The sequence below is a fragment of the Ruegeria sp. BH8 genome, from assembly GCF_056538065.1.
In genome coordinates this window covers 1-17774 of the sequence record NZ_JBQFSP010000027.1, presented here as the reverse complement: position 1 = coordinate 17774, position 17774 = coordinate 1, and the positions used below count along the sequence as shown (strand labels likewise).

Genomic DNA, 17774 nt, shown 5'->3' with positions numbered 1-17774 from the left:
CAGCCTATGGGCCGGCTACACCGATGAAATGGTGGCGTGACCCAGCCTCCGCCAATGAAGCACAATCTGCCGCCAACAACTTGGCAATACCCGATCGGATACTGCGACTGCTCCGAAGTCGGCATCGAGCCCATTTCATCAAACGCTGCGAAATGAGCGAACTGCCGCTTTGCGGCAAAGTGGCGCAAATTTGGATTGCGTGTCCTATCTGGTTGAACCCATGGGTCTTGTTTGCCAAAAATACTGGTGATCCGCAGACAAAGAGCACCGCTTGAAAACAGTCGGCCTAGATAGATTCATATTGCTGTTCCCCGCGATAACGTGGCTGTTCATTCAGTTCGCGATGGCGGGTGTGTTCGTCGGATCGTCGGCCAATGCGATGCAGATCGAAATCTGTTCACCCTTCGGCGCTCAGACAATCGCGATTGATCCGGAAACCGGCGAGCCGGTTGAACCGGTTGCGGGCCGTGACGGCTGTGACTGGTGCCAATCTTTCGGGCTGATTGTCGATACGGCCGAACGGGGCGATGTCGCCTGGCAGGCGCTGGCGCATGACTATCAGAACAAATTGGTTCTGGTGCCGCCGCCACATAAACCGCTGCGTCTTGCTGCCGATTATCAAAGCCGCGCACCACCTCTCCTTTGAGTTTTCACAATACCTGACTTCCCAACCCGAACTGCGCCGGTAGGCCGGTTTCGGGCAACTTGTGTGAACCAAAGGAAAACCCATGTTCAAGACACTTGCACGCGGCGTTGCCGCAGCCGCATTCGCGGTATCCTTCGCCACACCCGCCTGGGCCGAAAACATCACCCTGACCGACACAATGGGCCGCACCGTCGAAGTGCCCGAGGACCCGCAGCGCATCCTGCTGGGATTCTATTTCGAGGATTTCATGGCCGTAGCAGGCCCTGAGGCCTATGACCGGGTTGTCGCCATTTCCAAGGATACCTGGGCCGGGTGGCGCAACCTGCAGTGGCAGACCTATGCCGCTGCAATCCCGCGTCTGGAGGAATTGGCCGATGTAGGCGAGGTCGATTCCGGCACCTTCTCGCTGGAAGCGGCGATTGCGGCACAACCCGATGTCGCCGTTCTGGCCGCGTGGCAATACAAGGCATTGGGCGAGGTGGCCGACCGGATCGAGGCCGCGGGCATCCCGATCGTCGTCCTCGACTACAACGCCCAGACTGTTGAGATGCACGTGAAATCAACCGAGCTTCTGGGGGCTCTGATGGGCGCTGAAGAGCGCGCCAAGACGCTGGGTGATGAATATGCCGCCGCCGTGGCCGAGGTCGAAGCCCGTCTGGCAAACCTGCCCGAAGGCGCTGCACCGCGCGTGTACGTAGAGCTGGCTCGAAAGGGCAAGGACACGGTCGACAATTCCTATTCCGGCACCCAATGGGGCAGCGTGATCGACCAGTTGGGCGCCATCAACATCGCAAATGGTCAGATCAGCAACTGGGGCAAGCTGAGCCCCGAATACGTTCTGGCACAGAACCCGCAGGTGATCATGCTGGCCGGATCGGGCTGGGCCGGGCGCGACGAAGCAGTGATCATGGGGCCGGGCGTGGACAGCGCGCTGACCCATGAGCGGATGAAGGCCTATCTGGGCCGTCCCGGCTGGGATGGTCTGGATGCGGTCAAGGAGAACCGGATTATCGGTGTCTATCATGGCGGCAACCGCACGCTTTATGACTATGCTTTCCTGCAATTCCTCGCCAAGGCGATGTATCCCGAATCCTTTGCGGATGTGGACCCGCAGGCATCTCTGGACCGGTTCTTTGCCACCTACATGCCGGTGGAGTTCAAGGGCACCTACATGACCCGGCTGCCCGGCGGCGATAGCTGATGGCGGCCCCGGATGGGGCATCACCTGTGGCATCATCGGGGGCGGCGCAGATCGCCCCCGATACCGGCACAGACGCCCATGCAACCGCCTACCGCGCCCTGATGCTGTGGCGCCTGACCCGGCTTGCCGGGGCCGGGGTGGTTCTTGCCGCGTTGATCGTGGCCGATATCCTGACCGGTCCGGCGATGCTGCGGTTGGATCAGGTACTGACAGGGCTGTTCATGCCAGCCAGCGCCGAGCCAATGATCCGCGTGATCGTGCAGGACATCCGCATGCCGATGGCGCTGATGGCAATTCTTGTGGGCATGTCGCTTGGCACGGCGGGGGTGCATATGCAGACCATCCTCGGCAATCCGTTGGCCAGCCCCTATACGCTGGGCTTTTCCGCGGCGGCCGGGTTTGGGGCGGCGCTTGCGATCCTGACCGGGATCACCCTGCCAGTTCTGCCGTGGATGACTGTTCCCTTGGCGGCCTTTGTCATGTGTGTGTTGGCGGCAGCGTTGGTCTTTGCCTTTTCAAGGATACGCGGCATGCGGCCAGAGATCATGGTTCTGGCCGGGATTGCCACGCTGTTCATGTTCCAATCGGCGCAATCTCTGGTGCAATACATGGCCGCGCCCGAGGTGCTTCAGGCCATCGTGTTCTGGCTGTTCGGCTCGTTGCTCAAGGCCAGTTGGAGCAACGTGCCCATCGTCGCGGTTGTGTTTGTCGTCAGCAGTCTCGCCGTGCTGCCGAACCTCTGGCAACTGACCGCTCTGCGTTTGGGCGACGCACGTGCCTCGGCCATCGGTGTCGATGTGCAGGCGCTCAGGATCAAGCTTTTCGGCGTGGTCGCTTTGTTGACCGCAGCGGCGGTGGCCTTTGTCGGCACCATCGGCTTTGTCGGCCTTGTCGCCCCGCATCTCGCGCGGATGCTGGTGGGGGAAGACCAGCGCATCCTGTTGCCCATGGCCGCATGTATGGGGGCAATTGTCATGACCGGCGCCTCGGTCGTGTCCAAGCTGGTCTCACCCGGTGGGGTGATTCCCATCGGCATCGTCACCGCGCTCATTGGCGTGCCGTTCCTGTTCTTCCTGATCCTGCGCGGTCAAAGGAGGCATTGGTGAGTTTGCATATCGAAAACCTGTCTGTCTCTTATGGCAAGAGCCTGGTGATCCGCGGTTTTGACGACCAGTGGCCCGAGGGTAAGATCACCGCCCTGATTGGATGCAATGGCGCGGGCAAATCCACCCTGCTGCGCGCCCTGGCCGGGCTTGGGCCAATGCAGGGCAGCCTGTCGATTGCCGGACAGCCGCTCGCCCCCGAGGATCAGCGCAGCCAGATCGCCTACATGCCGCAGGATACCAGCTCGCAATCCTCTCTGACCGTGTTGGAGGTTGTGCTTCTGGGCCGCTTGGGCGGCCTGGGCCTGCGCCTGCCGCCGGGCATCACCGACGAAGCTATGGCGGCGCTTGACACATTCGGGCTGACAGAGCTGCACACAAGGCAGTTGGACGAAATAAGTGGCGGGCAACGGCAGCTGGTGTTCCTGACCCAAGCTTTGTTCCGGCAACCGCGCGTCCTGCTGCTGGATGAACCCACTGCCGCGCTTGATCTGCGTCACCAACTGCTCGTGCTTGGCCGCCTGCACCGGGTGTCGCACGAGAACGGCACGATTGTCGGCTTGGCCATGCATGATCTGAACCTCGCCGCGCAATATGCCGATCGCATCGTCGGATTGCATCACGGCGAACCGATTGCCTCCGGTCCGGCCGCCGACGTGCTGACCCCGGGCAATCTGCGCACGATGTATGGTATCGATGCCAAGGTCACGTTGGATGCGCAGAGCTTGCCGCAGGTCCTGCCCCTTCGCGCGATCGAGTGACCCGGTGAGCGCCATGGAAACGGATCGCCCCACCCGGTTCTGTTGCGAATTTATTGCCTTCTGGCTCAATTCCGGGGAAAGCGGCGGTCGAATGCAATCATAACTGGTTAGGAGTCGGCAGCGTGATCTCGTTCAAAGGCGCACACTTCCCGAAAGACGTGATCCTGTATGCAGTGTTCTTCTACGTTCGCTACACTGTCTCCTACCGCGATCTCGAGGAGATCATGGCGGAACGCGGCATTCAGGTGGACCACACGACGTTGAGCCGTTGGGTCACAAAATATGCCGCGCAGGTGGCGGAGGAGGCGCGTCGGACCAAGAAGGCAACAGACCGCTCCTGGCGCATGGACGAGACCTATATTCGGGTGAAGGGCGAATGGGTATATCTCTACCGGGCCGTCGACAAGTTTGGGAAAACCCTTGATTTCATGCTGTCGAAGCGCCGGAACAAGACAGCGGCGACCAAGTTCTTCGCCCGGGCGCTTGAGGTCAACGGCTTGCCGCGCAAGATCGTCATCGACAAGAGCGGCGCCAACACAGCCGGGATCAATGCCATCAACCGGATGCTGAAGCGCTTTGGCTGCCGTGCACCGATCGAAATGGTGCGGCGCAAATACTTGAATTATATCGTGGAACAGGACCACCGCTTCATCAAGCGCCGCACGCGATCAATGCTCGGCTTCAAGGCTTTTGCATCAGCTGCGTCTACGTTGGCAGGTATCGAGGTGGCGAACATGATCCGAAAGGGTCAACTTACACCCGGACTCCGTCCGTTCCAGCAATTCGCACTGTTGGCCGGCTAAGGAACCGGACGAACGAGCATTCGCTCGCCCTGGTACGAAACTCGCAACAGAACCGCTTCAGATGCCCAAAACGGCTGAACGGCAGCCAGATCACGAATATCAGGACCACCGACACAACCAGCACGTAGAACCAGTCCAGCGAGGACATGATGAAGTCCTTGGTGGCCGAGAAGATCGAGCCAGCAAATTCAACATCCGAGATGGTGAACAGCACGAAGGCCACCACCATGATCATCGAGGCCACGGCCATGAACACATTCGAACCCGCGAGAGGTCCCGAACTGGCCACATGGGGGGTGTCGTTCGCTTCATTTGTAGTTGTCATTGTCTCTCTCCCTATCCCTGTCAGCGAATGCCGCCCGAGGCACCCTTGCGGGCAGACTGGTCTGCCCATTCTTCAAACCGAACAGAAATGCGGTCATAGTTTTCCGACCACCACTTCGCGTCCGAAGCCAGGCTCAGCCCGTCCTCTTTCCCGTCACCGGTCACGAAATTCGCACGCACTTCTGCGGGCACGGCGGCAATGGCCGATTTCCGGGTCGGCTCCAGCGGCAGAAACCCTGCCTGCCGTGCCAGCGCCATCGTGCCGCTGGCATAGCGGATGAAATCCAGCGCTTCGGCCTTTCGTGGGGATGCTGCCGGAATGGCATAAAGGTACATCTCGGTTACCGCACCGTCGGTCACGACAGTCATGTTGGACCCTTCGCCTTTGCTGGCCTCGATGGCCGTCACGGTCCAGGCCGCGCTGATCGGCACCACGCCGCCCTCCAGAAGGCGTTCCGGCTCATGTTCGTTAGCCCACCAGATCACGCCGGGGCGGATGCGGTCGAGCATTGCAAAGGCCCGGTCCAGACCTTCCTCGGTCTCCAGCGTGGCGTGGATGTCGGACGGCGCGACGCCATCGGCCAGCAAGGCCCATTCCACCAGAACAGAAGGATCCTTGCGGACCGCGCGTGGCCCCGGAAACGCCTTGGTGTCAAAGAAATCGGCAATGGTCGTCGGGCCATTGTCCCCGAAAACGCGGGCGTCATAGGCAAAGGATGTTGACCACCTGATGCCGCCGATCCCGCAAGCGCTCACCGCACCTTGGGTAAAGTCTTCCCGGAACGTGGTTCCGTCGCTTCCGTCCGGAAAGGAAACAGTGTCGAGACGCTCCAAGAGGCCGGCCTCGCAGGCGCGCACCACGTCGGCTTCGGTCATATCGACCACATCCCAAACGACATTGGCCGATTCCACCTGATCCCGGATCTCGTCGATGCCACCGGCATAGTGTTCGACGTTCACGATCTTGCCGGTCTCTGCCTCGTAAGGCCTTACAATCCCCAGCATCTGGCTGCGCATGTAAGCGCCGGTCCAACTTACGAATGTCAGATCCTCATGCGCCAGTACCGGTCCGGACATCATTGTCGACACCACGACTGCAGAATACAGTCTGTGGCTTACTCTCTTCATTCTAGTCCCTCCGTGCTGCATTTGTTTAGGCCGCTGCCACTCCTGTCTGCTGCGTTCGCAGCAAACACGACAAGGCAGCATGCACATCGATCCTTCCGACGATCTCGTCACCGCGGGTCACGACGACCTCACTCTGGTTCTCGATCAGCATCGAGATGATGTCTTTCAGAGGCGTGTCGTCCGAAATCGCACGGGCTTCCGATGTTGCGGGTGAGGTGTCGGCCTTCATGATCTCCAAGGCGCGCAGAACATTCAGAGGGTTCATGTGGGCAACAAATTCGGCGACATAGGGCGTTGCCGGGTTCAGCACGATATCCTGCGGTTCGGCGCATTGAACGATGCGCCCGCCTTCCATGATCGCGATGCGCGATCCGATCTTCAGTGCCTCGTCCAGATCGTGACTGACAAAGACGATCGTGCGCCCCAGCTTTTGCTGAAACTCCAGCAATTCGTCCTGAAGCTTGTTGCGGATCAGCGGATCGAGTGCCGAGAAGGGTTCGTCCATCAGCAGGATCGGGGCCTCGGTGGCAAAGGCGCGGGCCAGACCGACACGCTGCTGCATGCCACCCGACAGCTCCTGAACTTTTCGATCCGCCCAATCCTCAAGGTGGACCAGCTCAAGCTGCGCCCGCGCGCGGGCATAGCGTTCCTCCTTGGGCACACCCGCCACTTCCAGCCCATAGGCCACATTGTCGATAACCGTGCGCCAGGGCAGCAGACCGAATTGCTGGAATACCATCGCGATCCGGTCACGGCGGATTTGCCGCAACTCGCCCGGGCTGGCCTGAACCACATCCACCAGTCCGGACCCCGTGTTCACCTGAACCCGTCCGCGCACCACGGGGTTGAGCCCGTTCACCGCGCGCAGCAGGGTCGATTTGCCCGAGCCGGACAGCCCCATCAGAACCAGGATTTCACCGTTCTTGATATCGATCGAGCAATCATGGACCCCAAGAACCTGGCCGGTTTCAACCTGAATCTCGGCCCGGCTCATACCCTTGTCCATCATTGGCAGGGCCGCTTTGGGATCCTTGCCAAAGACAATGTTCACCTCTTCGAAGCGTACCATCGTGTCGGTCATGGCTTAGCTCCCCGCTCTTTTGAACATGCGATCAAAGATGATCGCGACCAGGACGATGGCGATGCCCACCTCGAAGCCTTTGGCGATATTGACCGAGTTCAACGCCCGCAATGTCGGCACGCCCAGCCCATCGGCGCCAACCAGCGCCGCGATCACTACCATGGACAGCGACAGCATGATCGTCTGCGTCAGGCCCGCCATGATCTGCGGCAAGGCATAGGGCAGTTCGATCTTCCACATCAGCTGCATTGGCGTGGAGCCAAAAGCCTTGCCCGCCTCGATTAGCGCCGTCGGGGTCGAGGTGATGCCCAGATGCGTCAGCCGGATTGGCGCCGGGATCGCAAAGATCACCGTGGCGATCAGGCCAGGCACCATGCCAAGACCAAAGAGGATCAGTGCCGGGATCAGATAGACAAACGTGGGAATGGTCTGCATCAGATCCAGAATTGGCTCCATGAAGCGATACAGCCATGGCCGTCTTGCCGCCGCGATCCCCAGCGGAACGCCGAGCCCCATGCAAACCGCGGCTGCGGCCAGAACCAGTGCCAGGGTTTCGGTGGTTTCGACCCAATAGCCTTGATTCACGATCAAAAGCAGTCCCAGCAGGGTGAAGACGGTAAATCCGATGGACTTGCGCACAATCCATGCAATCGCCGTGATGACACCGATCACGACGAACGCGTTCGGTTCCTGTAAGACCCACAAAATTCCAAGGATAATCGATTCCAGAAACAAGGACAGGCCGTCAAAAAACCAGTAGAGATTATCGGTAAGCCATTCCACACATGTCTTTGCCCATGATCCGATCGGGATCTTCTGTTCTTCCAGCCATTCCATCTTAACCCCTCCCGGTTATGAAATTTCGTGCTGACTGTGCTCCGTCACCAACGTGTCTCGCAGCCAAGCGCACAGGATCTGTTGGACCTGAGGCGACAGGGCGTGCCCCGTGCCCGGTACTACGACTAGCTTGGACCCGGTGATCAGCCCGGACGCCCTATAAGAGCTTTCCGGCCTGATGCAACGGTCGTTTTGCGCCCCCAGAACCAATGCGGGGCACGAAATGTTTCTGAGGTGATCTGTCCTGTCGCCGCTATGCAGCAGCGCGGCAAGCTGGCGCGTGTATCCGCCCTGCGTGAAGCCGTTTTCGACCATGTCAATGGCGGTGTCCCAAGCCTCGTCCACCGGAAAATCGGTGGGGACCACGCTCCAGATCAGATCTTCCGCCAACCAATCGACCAGTTCCTTCCCGCTGTTGAAGGGTTGGCAGGTTCGTAAGAAACGGCTCATGGCTTCGGCCGGAACCGGTGCTTCGGCTTCGCCTGCAGAGCTGCAAACCTGCGCAAATGCGGTGACGCACTCAGGTGCCCCGGCCGCAACCAGCTGCGCGATCATGCCGCCCATAGAAAAGCCGACGACGGCGAAATCTTCGATTCTCAGATGCTTCAGGACGGCAAGAACATCTTCGCTCATGTCAAAGAGAGAATAGGGATGCGATGAGCCGTCCGTTTCACCCTGCGCGAGGGCGTTTGCGACCACCGGGTCGATATCCGGCCCACAGCTGCCAGATTGGCCGATGTCCCTATTCTCGACGCAAACCACAAAAAAGTCCTTTTCCATGGCCTGCACCAGCTCTTTCGGCCAGTCCGCAATTCGCATCCCAAGACCCTGTACAAGCACAACGCACGGCGACGATGGGTCGCCGCGCATCTCCACATGTATGGGAATCGAGGCTGTGATTTTTGTGGTCGTCGTCACGCCACCACCCCCGATCAAAGGCCCAGATGTGCCTTGACGGCAGCAAGCCCGTTCTGACCATCCAGCGTTGTGACCCCGTCGAGCCAGCCTTCGAGATACTCAGGATGGGCCTTCAACAGTTTTGTGCCAGCATCCTTCGGATCGTCGCCGTCGGTTAGGATATAGCCCATGCCTTCGCTTTCCATCGGGATGTCGAAGGTCATCTGCATTAGCAGCTTGCCGACATTCTCACACTCCTGAAGGTAGCCAGAGCGCACCTGCGTATGCACGGTGGCACCGCCGAAGTTCGGGCCATAAAAATCGTCACCACCGGTCAGATATTCGATTTCGAATTCCGTGTTCATCGGATGCGGGGCCCAGGCCAGGAACACGATCCAGTCTTCCTTGTGCTGGTTCTTCTTGACCTGCGCCAGCATGCCCTGTTCAGAGCTTTCGACGACTTTCCAGTCGTCCAGACCAAAGGCATTCTTGCCGACGATGTCGAGCATGATGTCGTTGGAGCCCGGCTCAATCCCGTACATCTGGCTGTCGAACTTGTCCGCATGAGCGGCCAGATCCGCGAAATCGGTGACACCAGCATCATAGACGTATTTCGGGACCGCAAAAGTGAATTTGGCGCCCTCGAGATTCTGGTGTACGGTTTCGATGGCTCCGCTGTCGCGATAGGCTTGATAGTAGGTTTCCATCGCCGGGTCCCAGTATCCAAGGAATACATCCAGATCCTTGCCGACCATGGATTCATAGATAACCGGAATGCCGAGAACGTCGCTTTCTGCCTGATATCCCAACCCTTCAAGAACAACACTGGCGACCCCGGTCGTCAGCGCAAGATCTGTCCATCCGGGTTCGGCCATACGAACAGTGCCGCAATCTGCGAAAGCCTGACTGGTAACCACTGTGAGCGCGGGTATCGCAAGAAGATGACGAAGTTTATCAATCATTTTGACCTCCCATTTATTTTGCTGACCTTTGGGTCAATAAATCATCCAGTAGGATAGATTGACCATAGAGTCAACAAACAATACCCTTGGGAGGTCAGAGGAGAATCCATGGGTAGAAGAAGCATTGCCGAAATCAGACGCGATGAATTCGCAACTGCTGCGTTCGAAGTCCTGTCCTTACACGGGATGAAAGGCACGACGTTACAGCGGGTTGCCGAACACACCGGCGCATCCAAGGCCAGCGTTTTGCACTACTTCGGCACCAAGGGGGATCTGATCGAAACCGCGTTGCGTAAGGCCAACGGCGCGCTTCGCGGTGAATCCGTCACGCTCCAGCGACTGGCCGAAACCCCTTGGGAAAAGTTCTATGCAATTATCGAGGCGAACTTTTCCCCCACGACCTTCCGGTCACAAGTTGCGCACGGATGGATCGCGATGTGCGCCGAAGTTCCACACAATCCACAATTTCAGCGTTTGCAGACTGTCATTCATCACCGGTTGTACAGCAATTTGTTTGGAGCGTTGAAAGGCACAGGCGCATCAGATGACAAGGCCCGCAGCGCGGCCCATACCGTCAGCTTGTTGATCGATGGGCTATGGATGAGATGTGGCCTCCAGATCGGCGGATTGGACAGAACGGACGCGAAAACCCATATCGAAGACGTCATCAGCCAGACTTTTGAAGACACGTCAGAGCGCTCGGACGCTCGTCAAAAGATGAGTATTCTGGCAGCCGCAATGTCGCAACAAAGAAGCCTGTGAGCAGACACTGACATCCGAGGGCGACAAGAGAGGTACATTGCTCCTGCCTTGAAACGATATGGATTTTCAGTTGACACTTTGGCTTTGTCGCAAATTTTGGTTATGTAGCAAAATATTGTGAAAACCAGAGTCAGCGTCATACTGGACGCAGTTATCCTGCGATCTCAGCAAACATCCGAAAGCCAAATGCGTAGTGCTGGGGAATTGCTGCTTTCGGATCATGTTCGCAACCTCAATACCGTCCAGAGTAGCCGAAGCGGATCTGGACGATTTAAACCCGCACATGTGCCGCACGCGGCGCTTGATAAACCGATGATCCTGCTCGATCATGTTGTTATCTGGCATGAATGATCGCGACGCTTCAATCGGAGGTTCCGAAGACCTCAATGTGGTTTATTATTGATCCACCGGGATTGGGGCGTTGGGAGCACGAATGGCGGGCAGGCCGAAGTATCTGATGAGCTGTGAGCTCGAGTTGTTATCTGGCCGCCCCTTCGACTTGCCCGCCGCTACCGGTGCTTGAACCGGTGGCGCCTTCGGTAGCGACCGCTGCGAGCGCGGATCCGTAGTTGTCGTGTAGCCCGCTGGCTCCCTTGGTTGCTGACCATGGAAAGGAGCCCGTTGTCATTGTGCCCTTAATTACTGGACGCAGATACAGGGAGTGGAAAAAATGTGGGGATACCGGAAGTTTCTGATCTAGAGTTTCGCTGTTTTTTCAGGAGGCATAGCGATGAAATTCAGGATCAAGTTAGAGACCGAATTTGGCTGGGGCGAGACGCGATCGCACGAAATTATTACTCTGGAACGCCGAACAGTGGGTGCATCGAACGAGGACCTTGGACTGTGTCTGGCCGAGGCGAAATCGATGCTGAAAGAAATTCAGCGGGCGTTACTGCAGGATCAGGTCGAAGAGATCAGCGAAATCGCTCGCGTATGTCGTTTCTGCGGAACATATCTGCCGGTTCATGATCGCCGCCAACGCCGCATCGACACGCTTTTCGGTCGCGTAACCATCGAAGCACCCCGGGTTCGGATATGCATGTGTGGGCTGCCGGGACTTCCAATGTTGAAAGTCGCGCACTCTCCTCTAACTCGCCTTTTGCCGGACAACGCCACGCCAGAGCTTCGGCGATTGCAGGCAGAACTGGGAGCGCGCCACAGTTTTCGGGAAGCTGCGAGACTTCTGAATCAACTGACACCCTGCAGCAAGCAGAACCATGTGACGATCCGCAATCGACTCGCGACCACCGCTGACAACCTTGTGAGCGACGAACGCTCTGCGGCCTCCGAGACCGACCAACGCCCAAAGTCGCCTGATATTACAGTGTTTCTGGATAGCGCTTATGTGCGGTCGAGACCGGAATATCAGCGGCGAAACTTTGAACTCATTGTTGGCTCCATCGAGAGCGAGGGACGCGAGAAACGCCGATTTGGTCTGAGTGTGATCGGTGCGGACAATCCACGGGATTATTTGCGAAGAAATCTGGAAGCCGCCGGATGGCGTGATGGCACCGCTGTTACGGTTTTGTCCGATGGTGACTCCGCATTGCCACGGCTGGTGCGCAACGCTACCGGTGCGGAGATCAATCACATCCTAGACTGGTGGCATATTTCAATACGCATCAGACATGTGGAAACGACATTTCAAACCCTGTTTTCTTTGTTTGAGGACCCTGAGGGTCTCGCGGTCAAGAAGCTAGTACAAAACTTGCGCTGGTGCATATGGCATGGCCAAACGGCTCGTGCGCTTGATGCCATTGAAGCGCTGTTCCGATTTGGCCAGCACGTGCGAAGCCAAACTTTTGGCAGAACGAACGACGCAGCGTTTTCGGCAGTTTCGCGTACAATGGAGCTGCAAACCTATCTGCAATACAATCGCGCGGCATTGGTCGACTATGGTCATCGGCGACGCAACGGCAAGCCAGTCTCGACTTCTCGAGCAGAAGGCTTGGTTAATGACGTCGCCAATGCTCGTATGGGCCAGAGACGCCGAATGCGCTGGTCACCGCAAGGTGCACACCGAGTGGCAACGGTCAGAGCCGCGGTCTTGGACGGAAGGCTTGGCGAAGGGCAGCTTCGCGCGGCTTGATCCCCAACTTCTTTCCACTCCCCAGTCCGGTAATTAATGATACAGTCCAGAAATTAAAGGCACAATCAAGTACTGATTTTGCTCAACTTTTTTGAGCCAGCGTCCAGTAATTTACGGCACAGTGACAAGTATCTCCGTTCGCATCCACCGCCCGCCAGAGCCAGCATTTCTGACCGTTGATCGGGATGACAACTTCGTCCAAATGCCATTTGTCGGCCGTCCCTGGCCGGTCTCGCCTGATGCAATTCGCGAAATGGCCGCCAAAGCGGTTGACCCATTGCCGGATCGTTTCCCGGCTGACCGTTACGCCGCGTTCCGCGAGCAAATCTTCAACATCAGCGGTGCTGAGCGCAAAGCGATGGTAGACCCAAACGGCATAGGCGATGATCTCGCGCGGAAAACGAAAACCCTTCAGGCGCGGCATCTTGGACGGCATCTTCATGCGTGAGGCCTAACCAGTTCAGAACGCGCAAACAAGTTGGCAATGCCGTTCGGAGACTATCAGAACAATGTCGCACTATATCCCGATTTTCAGGCGTATTTCCGGGAAAGCGGCGTGCCGATCCTGGCCGTGTGGGGCAATGGCGATCCGTTTTTCCTGCCTGCAGGGGCTGAGGCGTTTAAGACCGACAGCCCGAACGCGACCGTTCATCTTTATGACAGCGGCCATTTCGCGCTTGAAACTCACAATGACGAAATCGGCGCGGAAATCCTTGAATTTCTGGGCGATGCTGTGAACTGAACGGACTGGCGACCGAAACACAGATGTGCCCGGCCCTCGCCAAAGAGGTGCCGGGCATTATTCGGACTCGTGAAGGGTACAGATTTAAGCTAGTGGCGGCAGTTCCTGACTCGAGAAACGGATGGAGAGTTCATTTACGCCTGCAGCACGGCATCTCTTCTGTGGTCATTCCCATTCACCCGTTTTACCGAGAAACGGTGACATATCAGGATCATGCCATCTTGTCTCCAGCACGTGATTCAACCTGATTGTCCGCTTCACATGAAATCGGATCAGTCGTTGCGCCCCAGAAAAAGCACTGACCTCCGGACCGTCCCAAATGATTTCGGCTGTAGCGGCCACGTATAGCAGATCCCCTGTTCGCCAGTTTGGAAAAAGAAGTCCAGACCTCGGCGCTATCATCAAGTTTCCGATTGTATTGTAAAGCGAGTTACCTGCAAAATCTGGGACGGTTAGTGTCCTTTCGCCATCTATTCTGACAAAACCGGGCTTCCCTCCGCGGTGGGAAACATCGACACCAGCAGAGACACCACGAATGGTGCCGCTGTGTGAGGCGACAAAGAATGTATCCGCGTTGGTGATCAGTTCTTGATCCTGGGGAAACAGATTCTCAGTCATGATCGGGCGTGCACCATGGGCTATGCGCGGCGGACCATCTTTTTCAAGTCTTGCCTGGATGTATTTCGGGCAGTTGCCAAAGCTCTGGGTGACAGCAATGTGCAGGCCCTCTGATGTGGCCTGTACAATTCCGCCATTGACGCGATTTCGCCGTCGTGTGGGCAGTTCAATACCGAGCAGCCCGATCTGGTGGCCCGGCTTTAGCGATCCTGTCAGGGGGTAATTTTGCATCGCAGTCGACGCGATATGAAGGGATATCGGATCGGCCGATGAGATGAAGCCGGGCTTTCCCGTAAGAACACTGGCCCAGGGTTGTCCAGCCTCATCGACTGCGCCGACAAAAATCCAGGGCAGTTGGGCATAAAATGCCCGGTGCTGTTCGGGCATATAGTCACGGATCACCTTTCGACCGATCTCTTCCATTCTCTCGCGCACACCCAGCCGTGTCTGAACCTCTATCTCTCCCGCGTGAAACGGGCTGTCCTTATGCCCCCAACCGTGCGGAGGTGACGGGGTACCGTTCTTTACCATGGCAACTCCTCCCCATTTGCATGGAAGAAATGACCGCTGTCCTCAATGCCCAGACTGTTCGTTAGTGCGACAAGCCCGGCGGCAGATTCTGCCGCGCTGACCAGTCCCTGATTGTCAGTCAGATCCGTTTTCACAAAACCCGGGTGAAGCATGAACACTGCTATGCCGCGCGATCGCATGTCCCGTGCAAGGTTTACACCGGCCATGTTCAGCGCAGCTTTGGACATCCGGTACCCATATTCGCCACCACTGCCATTGTCGGTAATCGAACCCGCTCTGGAGGATATCAGGACAACCTTGGCCCCATTACGTAACTTGCCTGCCAGCGCATGGGTCATCGAAAGCGGCGCCAAAGCGTTGACACTGAACTGATGCAGGATGCGGTCGCTATCCAGGTCATCGAAGGTTTCGAAGGTGCGTAAGCCGGCATTGTTCACCAGCAAGTCAATGGAGCGATCTGCAAATCCAAGAGCTGCTTTCCGGATTGCGCCAGGATCGGCCATATCGACACCTTCAACGACTTGAATGCCCAAGTGGGTCAATGCGGGAGAGCCAATCCGGCAAATTGCGGTCACATGATCCCCGTCTGCGTGATAGAGGCGGGTCAGCTCAAAACCGATACCCCTGTTGGCGCCGGTTATGACAACGTTTCTGTTTTTCATCCCCTTACACCGTCCTCAAGTCGTGGCCGGGGCAAAGAACTCCAACCGGATGCCCCCCGGAATGAGACAGATGAAATGGCGTGACCCCGAACCCTGCCCCGGTGGCATCGGTTCAAATTCCATCATGACATCCGGCCAGTTCTTAAGCCTTTCGAATACGGTTTTGAGTGCGGTTTTGTCGGCGACCTGTAACGCAAGATGGTGAAGGCCAACGTTCCTTTTCCGATCAAACGTGACCGCTGGCTCCGCTGTTCTCGCCTGCCATAAAGTTAGAACAAAGGTTCCATCCGACAAGAAGACGGCGGGGTATCCAGTATCTTCCCCGACCTGGCGAAACCCGAGTGCGTGAACGAAGAACGCCAGCGGTAGAGCGAGGTCTTCCACCGTCAGACCGATGTGATGGACCCCTTGAGTAAGCGCTGCTGTTTCGGTCATGGCCGACTATTCCTTTTCAAGTGTTTCTCAGATCATGGTGATGGCATCCGGCAGCAGATTTAAACACCAATCACTCTCTATTTAGAAATAGATCGCTCTTTATACAATCCCATTCTTTTCAATCGCCGATCTGAAATCCTTGGTGGTTGTGGACCTGTGGGTGGAAGCCGCTGTCTGCCGCAGTGTTCTAAACAGTTGAATTTGAGGCGAAAGGCATTTAGATAATATGTGCTCTCTATATGTGCTGGATTCCCGGGCATAAGTGCATGATCACTGGCCGAAGAAAGAGGTTCGGATGCGCTACAGCGTTGAACACAAGAAGGAAACTCGTCGAAAGCTGCTTGATGCTGCTGCCCGAAGGTTTCGGGCAGAGGGATTTGACGGTTTGGGGATTGATGGGCTGACCAAAGAGGCTGGCGTTACCAACGGCGCATTCTACAGCAACTTCACGTCGAAAGCTGAAGCGTTTCGTACAATTGTCGAACAGGGGATGGAAGAGCTGGCTGCTGGCATAAAGGCTTCTCAGGACACCCATGGGGAGAACTGGACAGATGCTTTTGCTGATTTCTATTTTGGCGATGTGAAGCTTAACTGTGCGGAAGATACGTGCCCCCTGCCCGCCTTTGCCCCGGAAGTTGCGCGTGCACCGGAGGACACCAAACAGGTCTTTCAAGTGAAGCTGGAAAAAGTGGCCAAGATCGTTTCGGAGAGCTTGCCTGAGGCGGATCAGGGCACAGACCGCGCGCAGGCCTGGACAATGCTTGCCATGTTGGCAGGGGGTGTGCTTATGGCGCGTGCCGTACACGATGATGGTCTGTCCATGGAAATCACGACATCAATCCGTGAGGCCATTTCATCGGGACGATTCTAGAGCCTGCGCTCGCTCTGCTCTCGAAACTCTGGCATCCGGCGGCTGGGAGATCGTCTTCAGCAAAAGGCGTAAATGACGCCTTATGATACTGATAAATAGGGTAAAAAACTCTAGTTCAGACGGGTGAATAATCTATAAATACTGATTGCTCTTTTTGTCTTGAATAAAGAGCAATCACAATCTAACAATGGAGAGCGACTACTTTCTATAGCGCAAAATCATCGTCAGACCGTGGAAAGATATGAAGGCCTTTCCTGCGGACAGAGAACATGTGCCTTCGTAAAAGCCGGTGGTTGAGGCCGGTCAAGACAACGATGCCGGATCGCCTAATCCATCAAAGGAGAATGAAATGCCACTTATCCAAGTTACTGCGCAAAAAGATACATTGACCAAGGAGAAACAGGACGCCTTGATGAAACGCCTTTCCGATGCGGTTCTCTCGGCTGAAAATGCGCCGCTGGACAGTGACAGCGCGCAATCGCTGGTCTGGGCGCAATTCACGGAACTACCGTCCGGCGCGACGTATATTGGTGGCGAAGTTTCTGAGGAACCACCTGTTCTTGTATTCGTCACGACGCCCGAAGGTGCCCTGAACAATACAACACGCGAGGGACTTGCCGCGGAAATCGGGAAAATTGTCGACGACATTGTGGGGACATATGAGGGGCGGCTGAACCACTGGGCGCATTTGAATCACGTCAACGACGGGTGTTGGGCAGGTATGGGGCAGGTACTTCGCTTGCCGTTCATTCAGGCAGCAATGGGCATCCCGGCTGCATAAGCCACGGTCGCGAACCCAGAATGGCCCGCTTAAGTGGGTCATTCTCTGCCTCATAGCGAAGGGAGTATAGAGGCAATGATACCTCAAGCGTTTGTCTACACTGAGCTTCAAGTTTCAGCACCGTTTGGTCATTTGCCCCTGAAGGAATTGAACGAACAAATCACTGCAGCCCCAGGCTTTCAAAGCTTGACCTGGCTCTCTGGCCTCTGCAACAGACTTATCGGCAGTGTTTGCGCGTTCGACAGTATCGAAGACGCCCAGCATTTTTGCCTCGATACCTTCTTGGAAATTGGGCAATCTTTTAGTGTTGGCCAGATGACCCGTATCTTTGATGCCCAAGTGGTCCGCGATGCAAGCGCCGACATCTGGTCGCCCTTTTTCCACCAATCATCAAAGATGTGTCGTGGGGCATTCGTTTATGACGAAGTTCAGGCAAATGTTCCCTTCGAGGTATTGCCAAGTTGTTGGCGGCAGATTGTGCTTCATTGGCGGAGGCTGGGTCACGCCACCATTTCATCGGTGTAGCCGGCCCATAGGCTG

The 17774-nt window shown here is 56.8% G+C and carries 21 protein-coding genes and 2 pseudogenes; 12 read left to right on the top strand and 11 right to left on the bottom strand.

Annotation, left to right across the window (positions count from 1 at the left end):
• The 6 genes from ACR0AD_RS20435 to ACR0AD_RS20410 all read left to right on the top strand — a co-directional run.
• Positions 1–275, top strand: a 275-nt coding sequence (locus ACR0AD_RS20435) for a hypothetical protein (RefSeq protein WP_480489443.1), incomplete at its 5' end; no start/stop codon positions are given.
• Positions 272–646, top strand: coding sequence for a DUF2946 family protein (locus ACR0AD_RS20430; protein WP_480489442.1), 375 nt, complete (start codon positions 272–274; stop codon positions 644–646). The genes ACR0AD_RS20435 and ACR0AD_RS20430, both read left to right, overlap by 4 nt.
• An 82-nt stretch (positions 647–728) precedes the next feature.
• Positions 729–1847, top strand: a complete 1119-nt coding sequence (locus ACR0AD_RS20425; RefSeq protein ID WP_480489441.1) for an ABC transporter substrate-binding protein — start codon at positions 729–731, stop codon at positions 1845–1847.
• A complete protein-coding gene (locus tag ACR0AD_RS20420; protein WP_480489440.1) occupies positions 1847–2953 on the top strand; it encodes a FecCD family ABC transporter permease in 1107 nt (368 codons plus the stop codon). Before ACR0AD_RS20425 ends, ACR0AD_RS20420 begins: the two co-directional genes overlap by 1 nt.
• Entirely contained in the window at positions 2950–3711 is a 762-nt protein-coding gene (locus ACR0AD_RS20415) for an ABC transporter ATP-binding protein (RefSeq protein WP_480489439.1), read from the top strand. The genes ACR0AD_RS20420 and ACR0AD_RS20415 overlap by 4 nt, the downstream gene beginning before the upstream one ends.
• Positions 3712–3833: 122 nt before the next feature.
• Positions 3834–4514, top strand: a complete 681-nt coding sequence (locus ACR0AD_RS20410; RefSeq protein ID WP_480489438.1) for an IS6 family transposase — start codon at positions 3834–3836, stop codon at positions 4512–4514.
• Here ACR0AD_RS20410 and ACR0AD_RS20405 read toward each other — a convergent pair.
• From ACR0AD_RS20405 to choX, 6 genes are read right to left on the bottom strand one after another with little or no spacing between them, the layout of a single operon-like run.
• On the bottom strand, positions 4465–4839 hold the full coding sequence (locus tag ACR0AD_RS20405; protein WP_480489437.1) for a BCCT family transporter: 375 nt from the start codon (positions 4837–4839) through the stop codon (positions 4465–4467). The two genes, ACR0AD_RS20410 and ACR0AD_RS20405, sit on opposite strands and share 50 nt — an antisense overlap.
• A gap of 20 nt (positions 4840–4859) precedes the next feature.
• On the bottom strand, positions 4860–5966 hold the full coding sequence (locus tag ACR0AD_RS20400) for an extracellular solute-binding protein (protein ID WP_480489436.1): 1107 nt from the start codon (positions 5964–5966) through the stop codon (positions 4860–4862).
• A 25-nt stretch (positions 5967–5991) separates the two neighbouring features.
• On the bottom strand, positions 5992–7047 hold the full coding sequence (choV, locus tag ACR0AD_RS20395) for a choline ABC transporter ATP-binding protein (protein ID WP_480489435.1): 1056 nt from the start codon (positions 7045–7047) through the stop codon (positions 5992–5994).
• Positions 7048–7050: 3 nt separating this feature from the next.
• Positions 7051–7884, bottom strand: coding sequence for a choline ABC transporter permease subunit (gene choW / locus ACR0AD_RS20390; protein WP_480489434.1), 834 nt, complete (start codon positions 7882–7884; stop codon positions 7051–7053).
• 15 nt (positions 7885–7899) lie between these two features.
• On the bottom strand, positions 7900–8802 hold the full coding sequence (locus ACR0AD_RS20385) for an alpha/beta fold hydrolase (RefSeq protein WP_480489433.1): 903 nt from the start codon (positions 8800–8802) through the stop codon (positions 7900–7902).
• A gap of 14 nt (positions 8803–8816) precedes the next feature.
• A complete protein-coding gene (choX, locus tag ACR0AD_RS20380) occupies positions 8817–9743 on the bottom strand; it encodes a choline ABC transporter substrate-binding protein (protein WP_480489432.1) in 927 nt (308 codons plus the stop codon).
• A 108-nt stretch (positions 9744–9851) separates the two neighbouring features.
• Between choX and betI the strand changes: the two genes are divergently transcribed.
• The gene (gene betI / locus ACR0AD_RS20375) at positions 9852–10505 is read left to right on the top strand and encodes a transcriptional regulator BetI (protein WP_480489431.1); all 654 of its coding nucleotides are present in this window, start codon (positions 9852–9854) and stop codon (positions 10503–10505) included.
• Positions 10506–10656: 151 nt separating this feature from the next.
• Here the strand turns inward: betI and ACR0AD_RS20370 are convergent.
• Positions 10657–10841: pseudogene (locus ACR0AD_RS20370) on the bottom strand (DDE-type integrase/transposase/recombinase); the annotation flags it as partial.
• A 394-nt stretch (positions 10842–11235) separates the two neighbouring features.
• Between ACR0AD_RS20370 and ACR0AD_RS20365 the strand changes: the two are divergent.
• Positions 11236–12594 (top strand): ISKra4 family transposase, encoded by a 1359-nt coding sequence (locus tag ACR0AD_RS20365; protein WP_480489430.1) that lies wholly within the window; start codon positions 11236–11238, stop codon positions 12592–12594.
• A 127-nt stretch (positions 12595–12721) separates the two neighbouring features.
• Here ACR0AD_RS20365 and ACR0AD_RS20360 read toward each other — a convergent pair.
• Positions 12722–13036, bottom strand: a pseudogene (locus ACR0AD_RS20360) (IS6 family transposase); the annotation flags it as partial.
• A 42-nt stretch (positions 13037–13078) separates the two neighbouring features.
• Between ACR0AD_RS20360 and ACR0AD_RS20355 the strand changes: the two are divergent.
• Positions 13079–13336, top strand: coding sequence for an alpha/beta fold hydrolase (locus tag ACR0AD_RS20355; RefSeq protein ID WP_480489495.1), 258 nt, complete (start codon positions 13079–13081; stop codon positions 13334–13336).
• A gap of 165 nt (positions 13337–13501) precedes the next feature.
• Here ACR0AD_RS20355 and ACR0AD_RS20350 read toward each other — a convergent pair whose 3' ends face one another.
• From ACR0AD_RS20350 to ACR0AD_RS20340, 3 genes are all read right to left on the bottom strand, one after another.
• Positions 13502–14377, bottom strand: coding sequence for a hypothetical protein (locus tag ACR0AD_RS20350; RefSeq protein WP_480489494.1), 876 nt, complete (start codon positions 14375–14377; stop codon positions 13502–13504).
• A 101-nt stretch (positions 14378–14478) separates the two neighbouring features.
• Positions 14479–15147 (bottom strand): SDR family oxidoreductase, encoded by a 669-nt coding sequence (locus ACR0AD_RS20345; RefSeq protein ID WP_480489493.1) that lies wholly within the window; start codon positions 15145–15147, stop codon positions 14479–14481.
• 15 nt (positions 15148–15162) lie between these two features.
• Positions 15163–15582 (bottom strand): VOC family protein, encoded by a 420-nt coding sequence (locus ACR0AD_RS20340; RefSeq protein ID WP_480489492.1) that lies wholly within the window; start codon positions 15580–15582, stop codon positions 15163–15165.
• A 295-nt stretch (positions 15583–15877) separates the two neighbouring features.
• Between ACR0AD_RS20340 and ACR0AD_RS20335 the strand changes: the two genes are divergently transcribed.
• From ACR0AD_RS20335 to ACR0AD_RS20325, 3 genes are all read left to right on the top strand, one after another.
• Positions 15878–16453: a TetR/AcrR family transcriptional regulator gene (locus ACR0AD_RS20335; RefSeq protein ID WP_480489491.1), complete on the top strand. Its 576-nt coding sequence runs from the start codon at positions 15878–15880 to the stop codon at positions 16451–16453.
• Between the two features lie 349 nt (positions 16454–16802).
• Positions 16803–17234, top strand: a complete 432-nt coding sequence (locus ACR0AD_RS20330) for a tautomerase family protein (RefSeq protein ID WP_480489490.1) — start codon at positions 16803–16805, stop codon at positions 17232–17234.
• A 75-nt stretch (positions 17235–17309) separates the two neighbouring features.
• Entirely contained in the window at positions 17310–17759 is a 450-nt protein-coding gene (locus ACR0AD_RS20325) for a hypothetical protein (protein WP_480489489.1), read from the top strand.
• Positions 17760–17774: the final 15 nt, after the last annotated feature.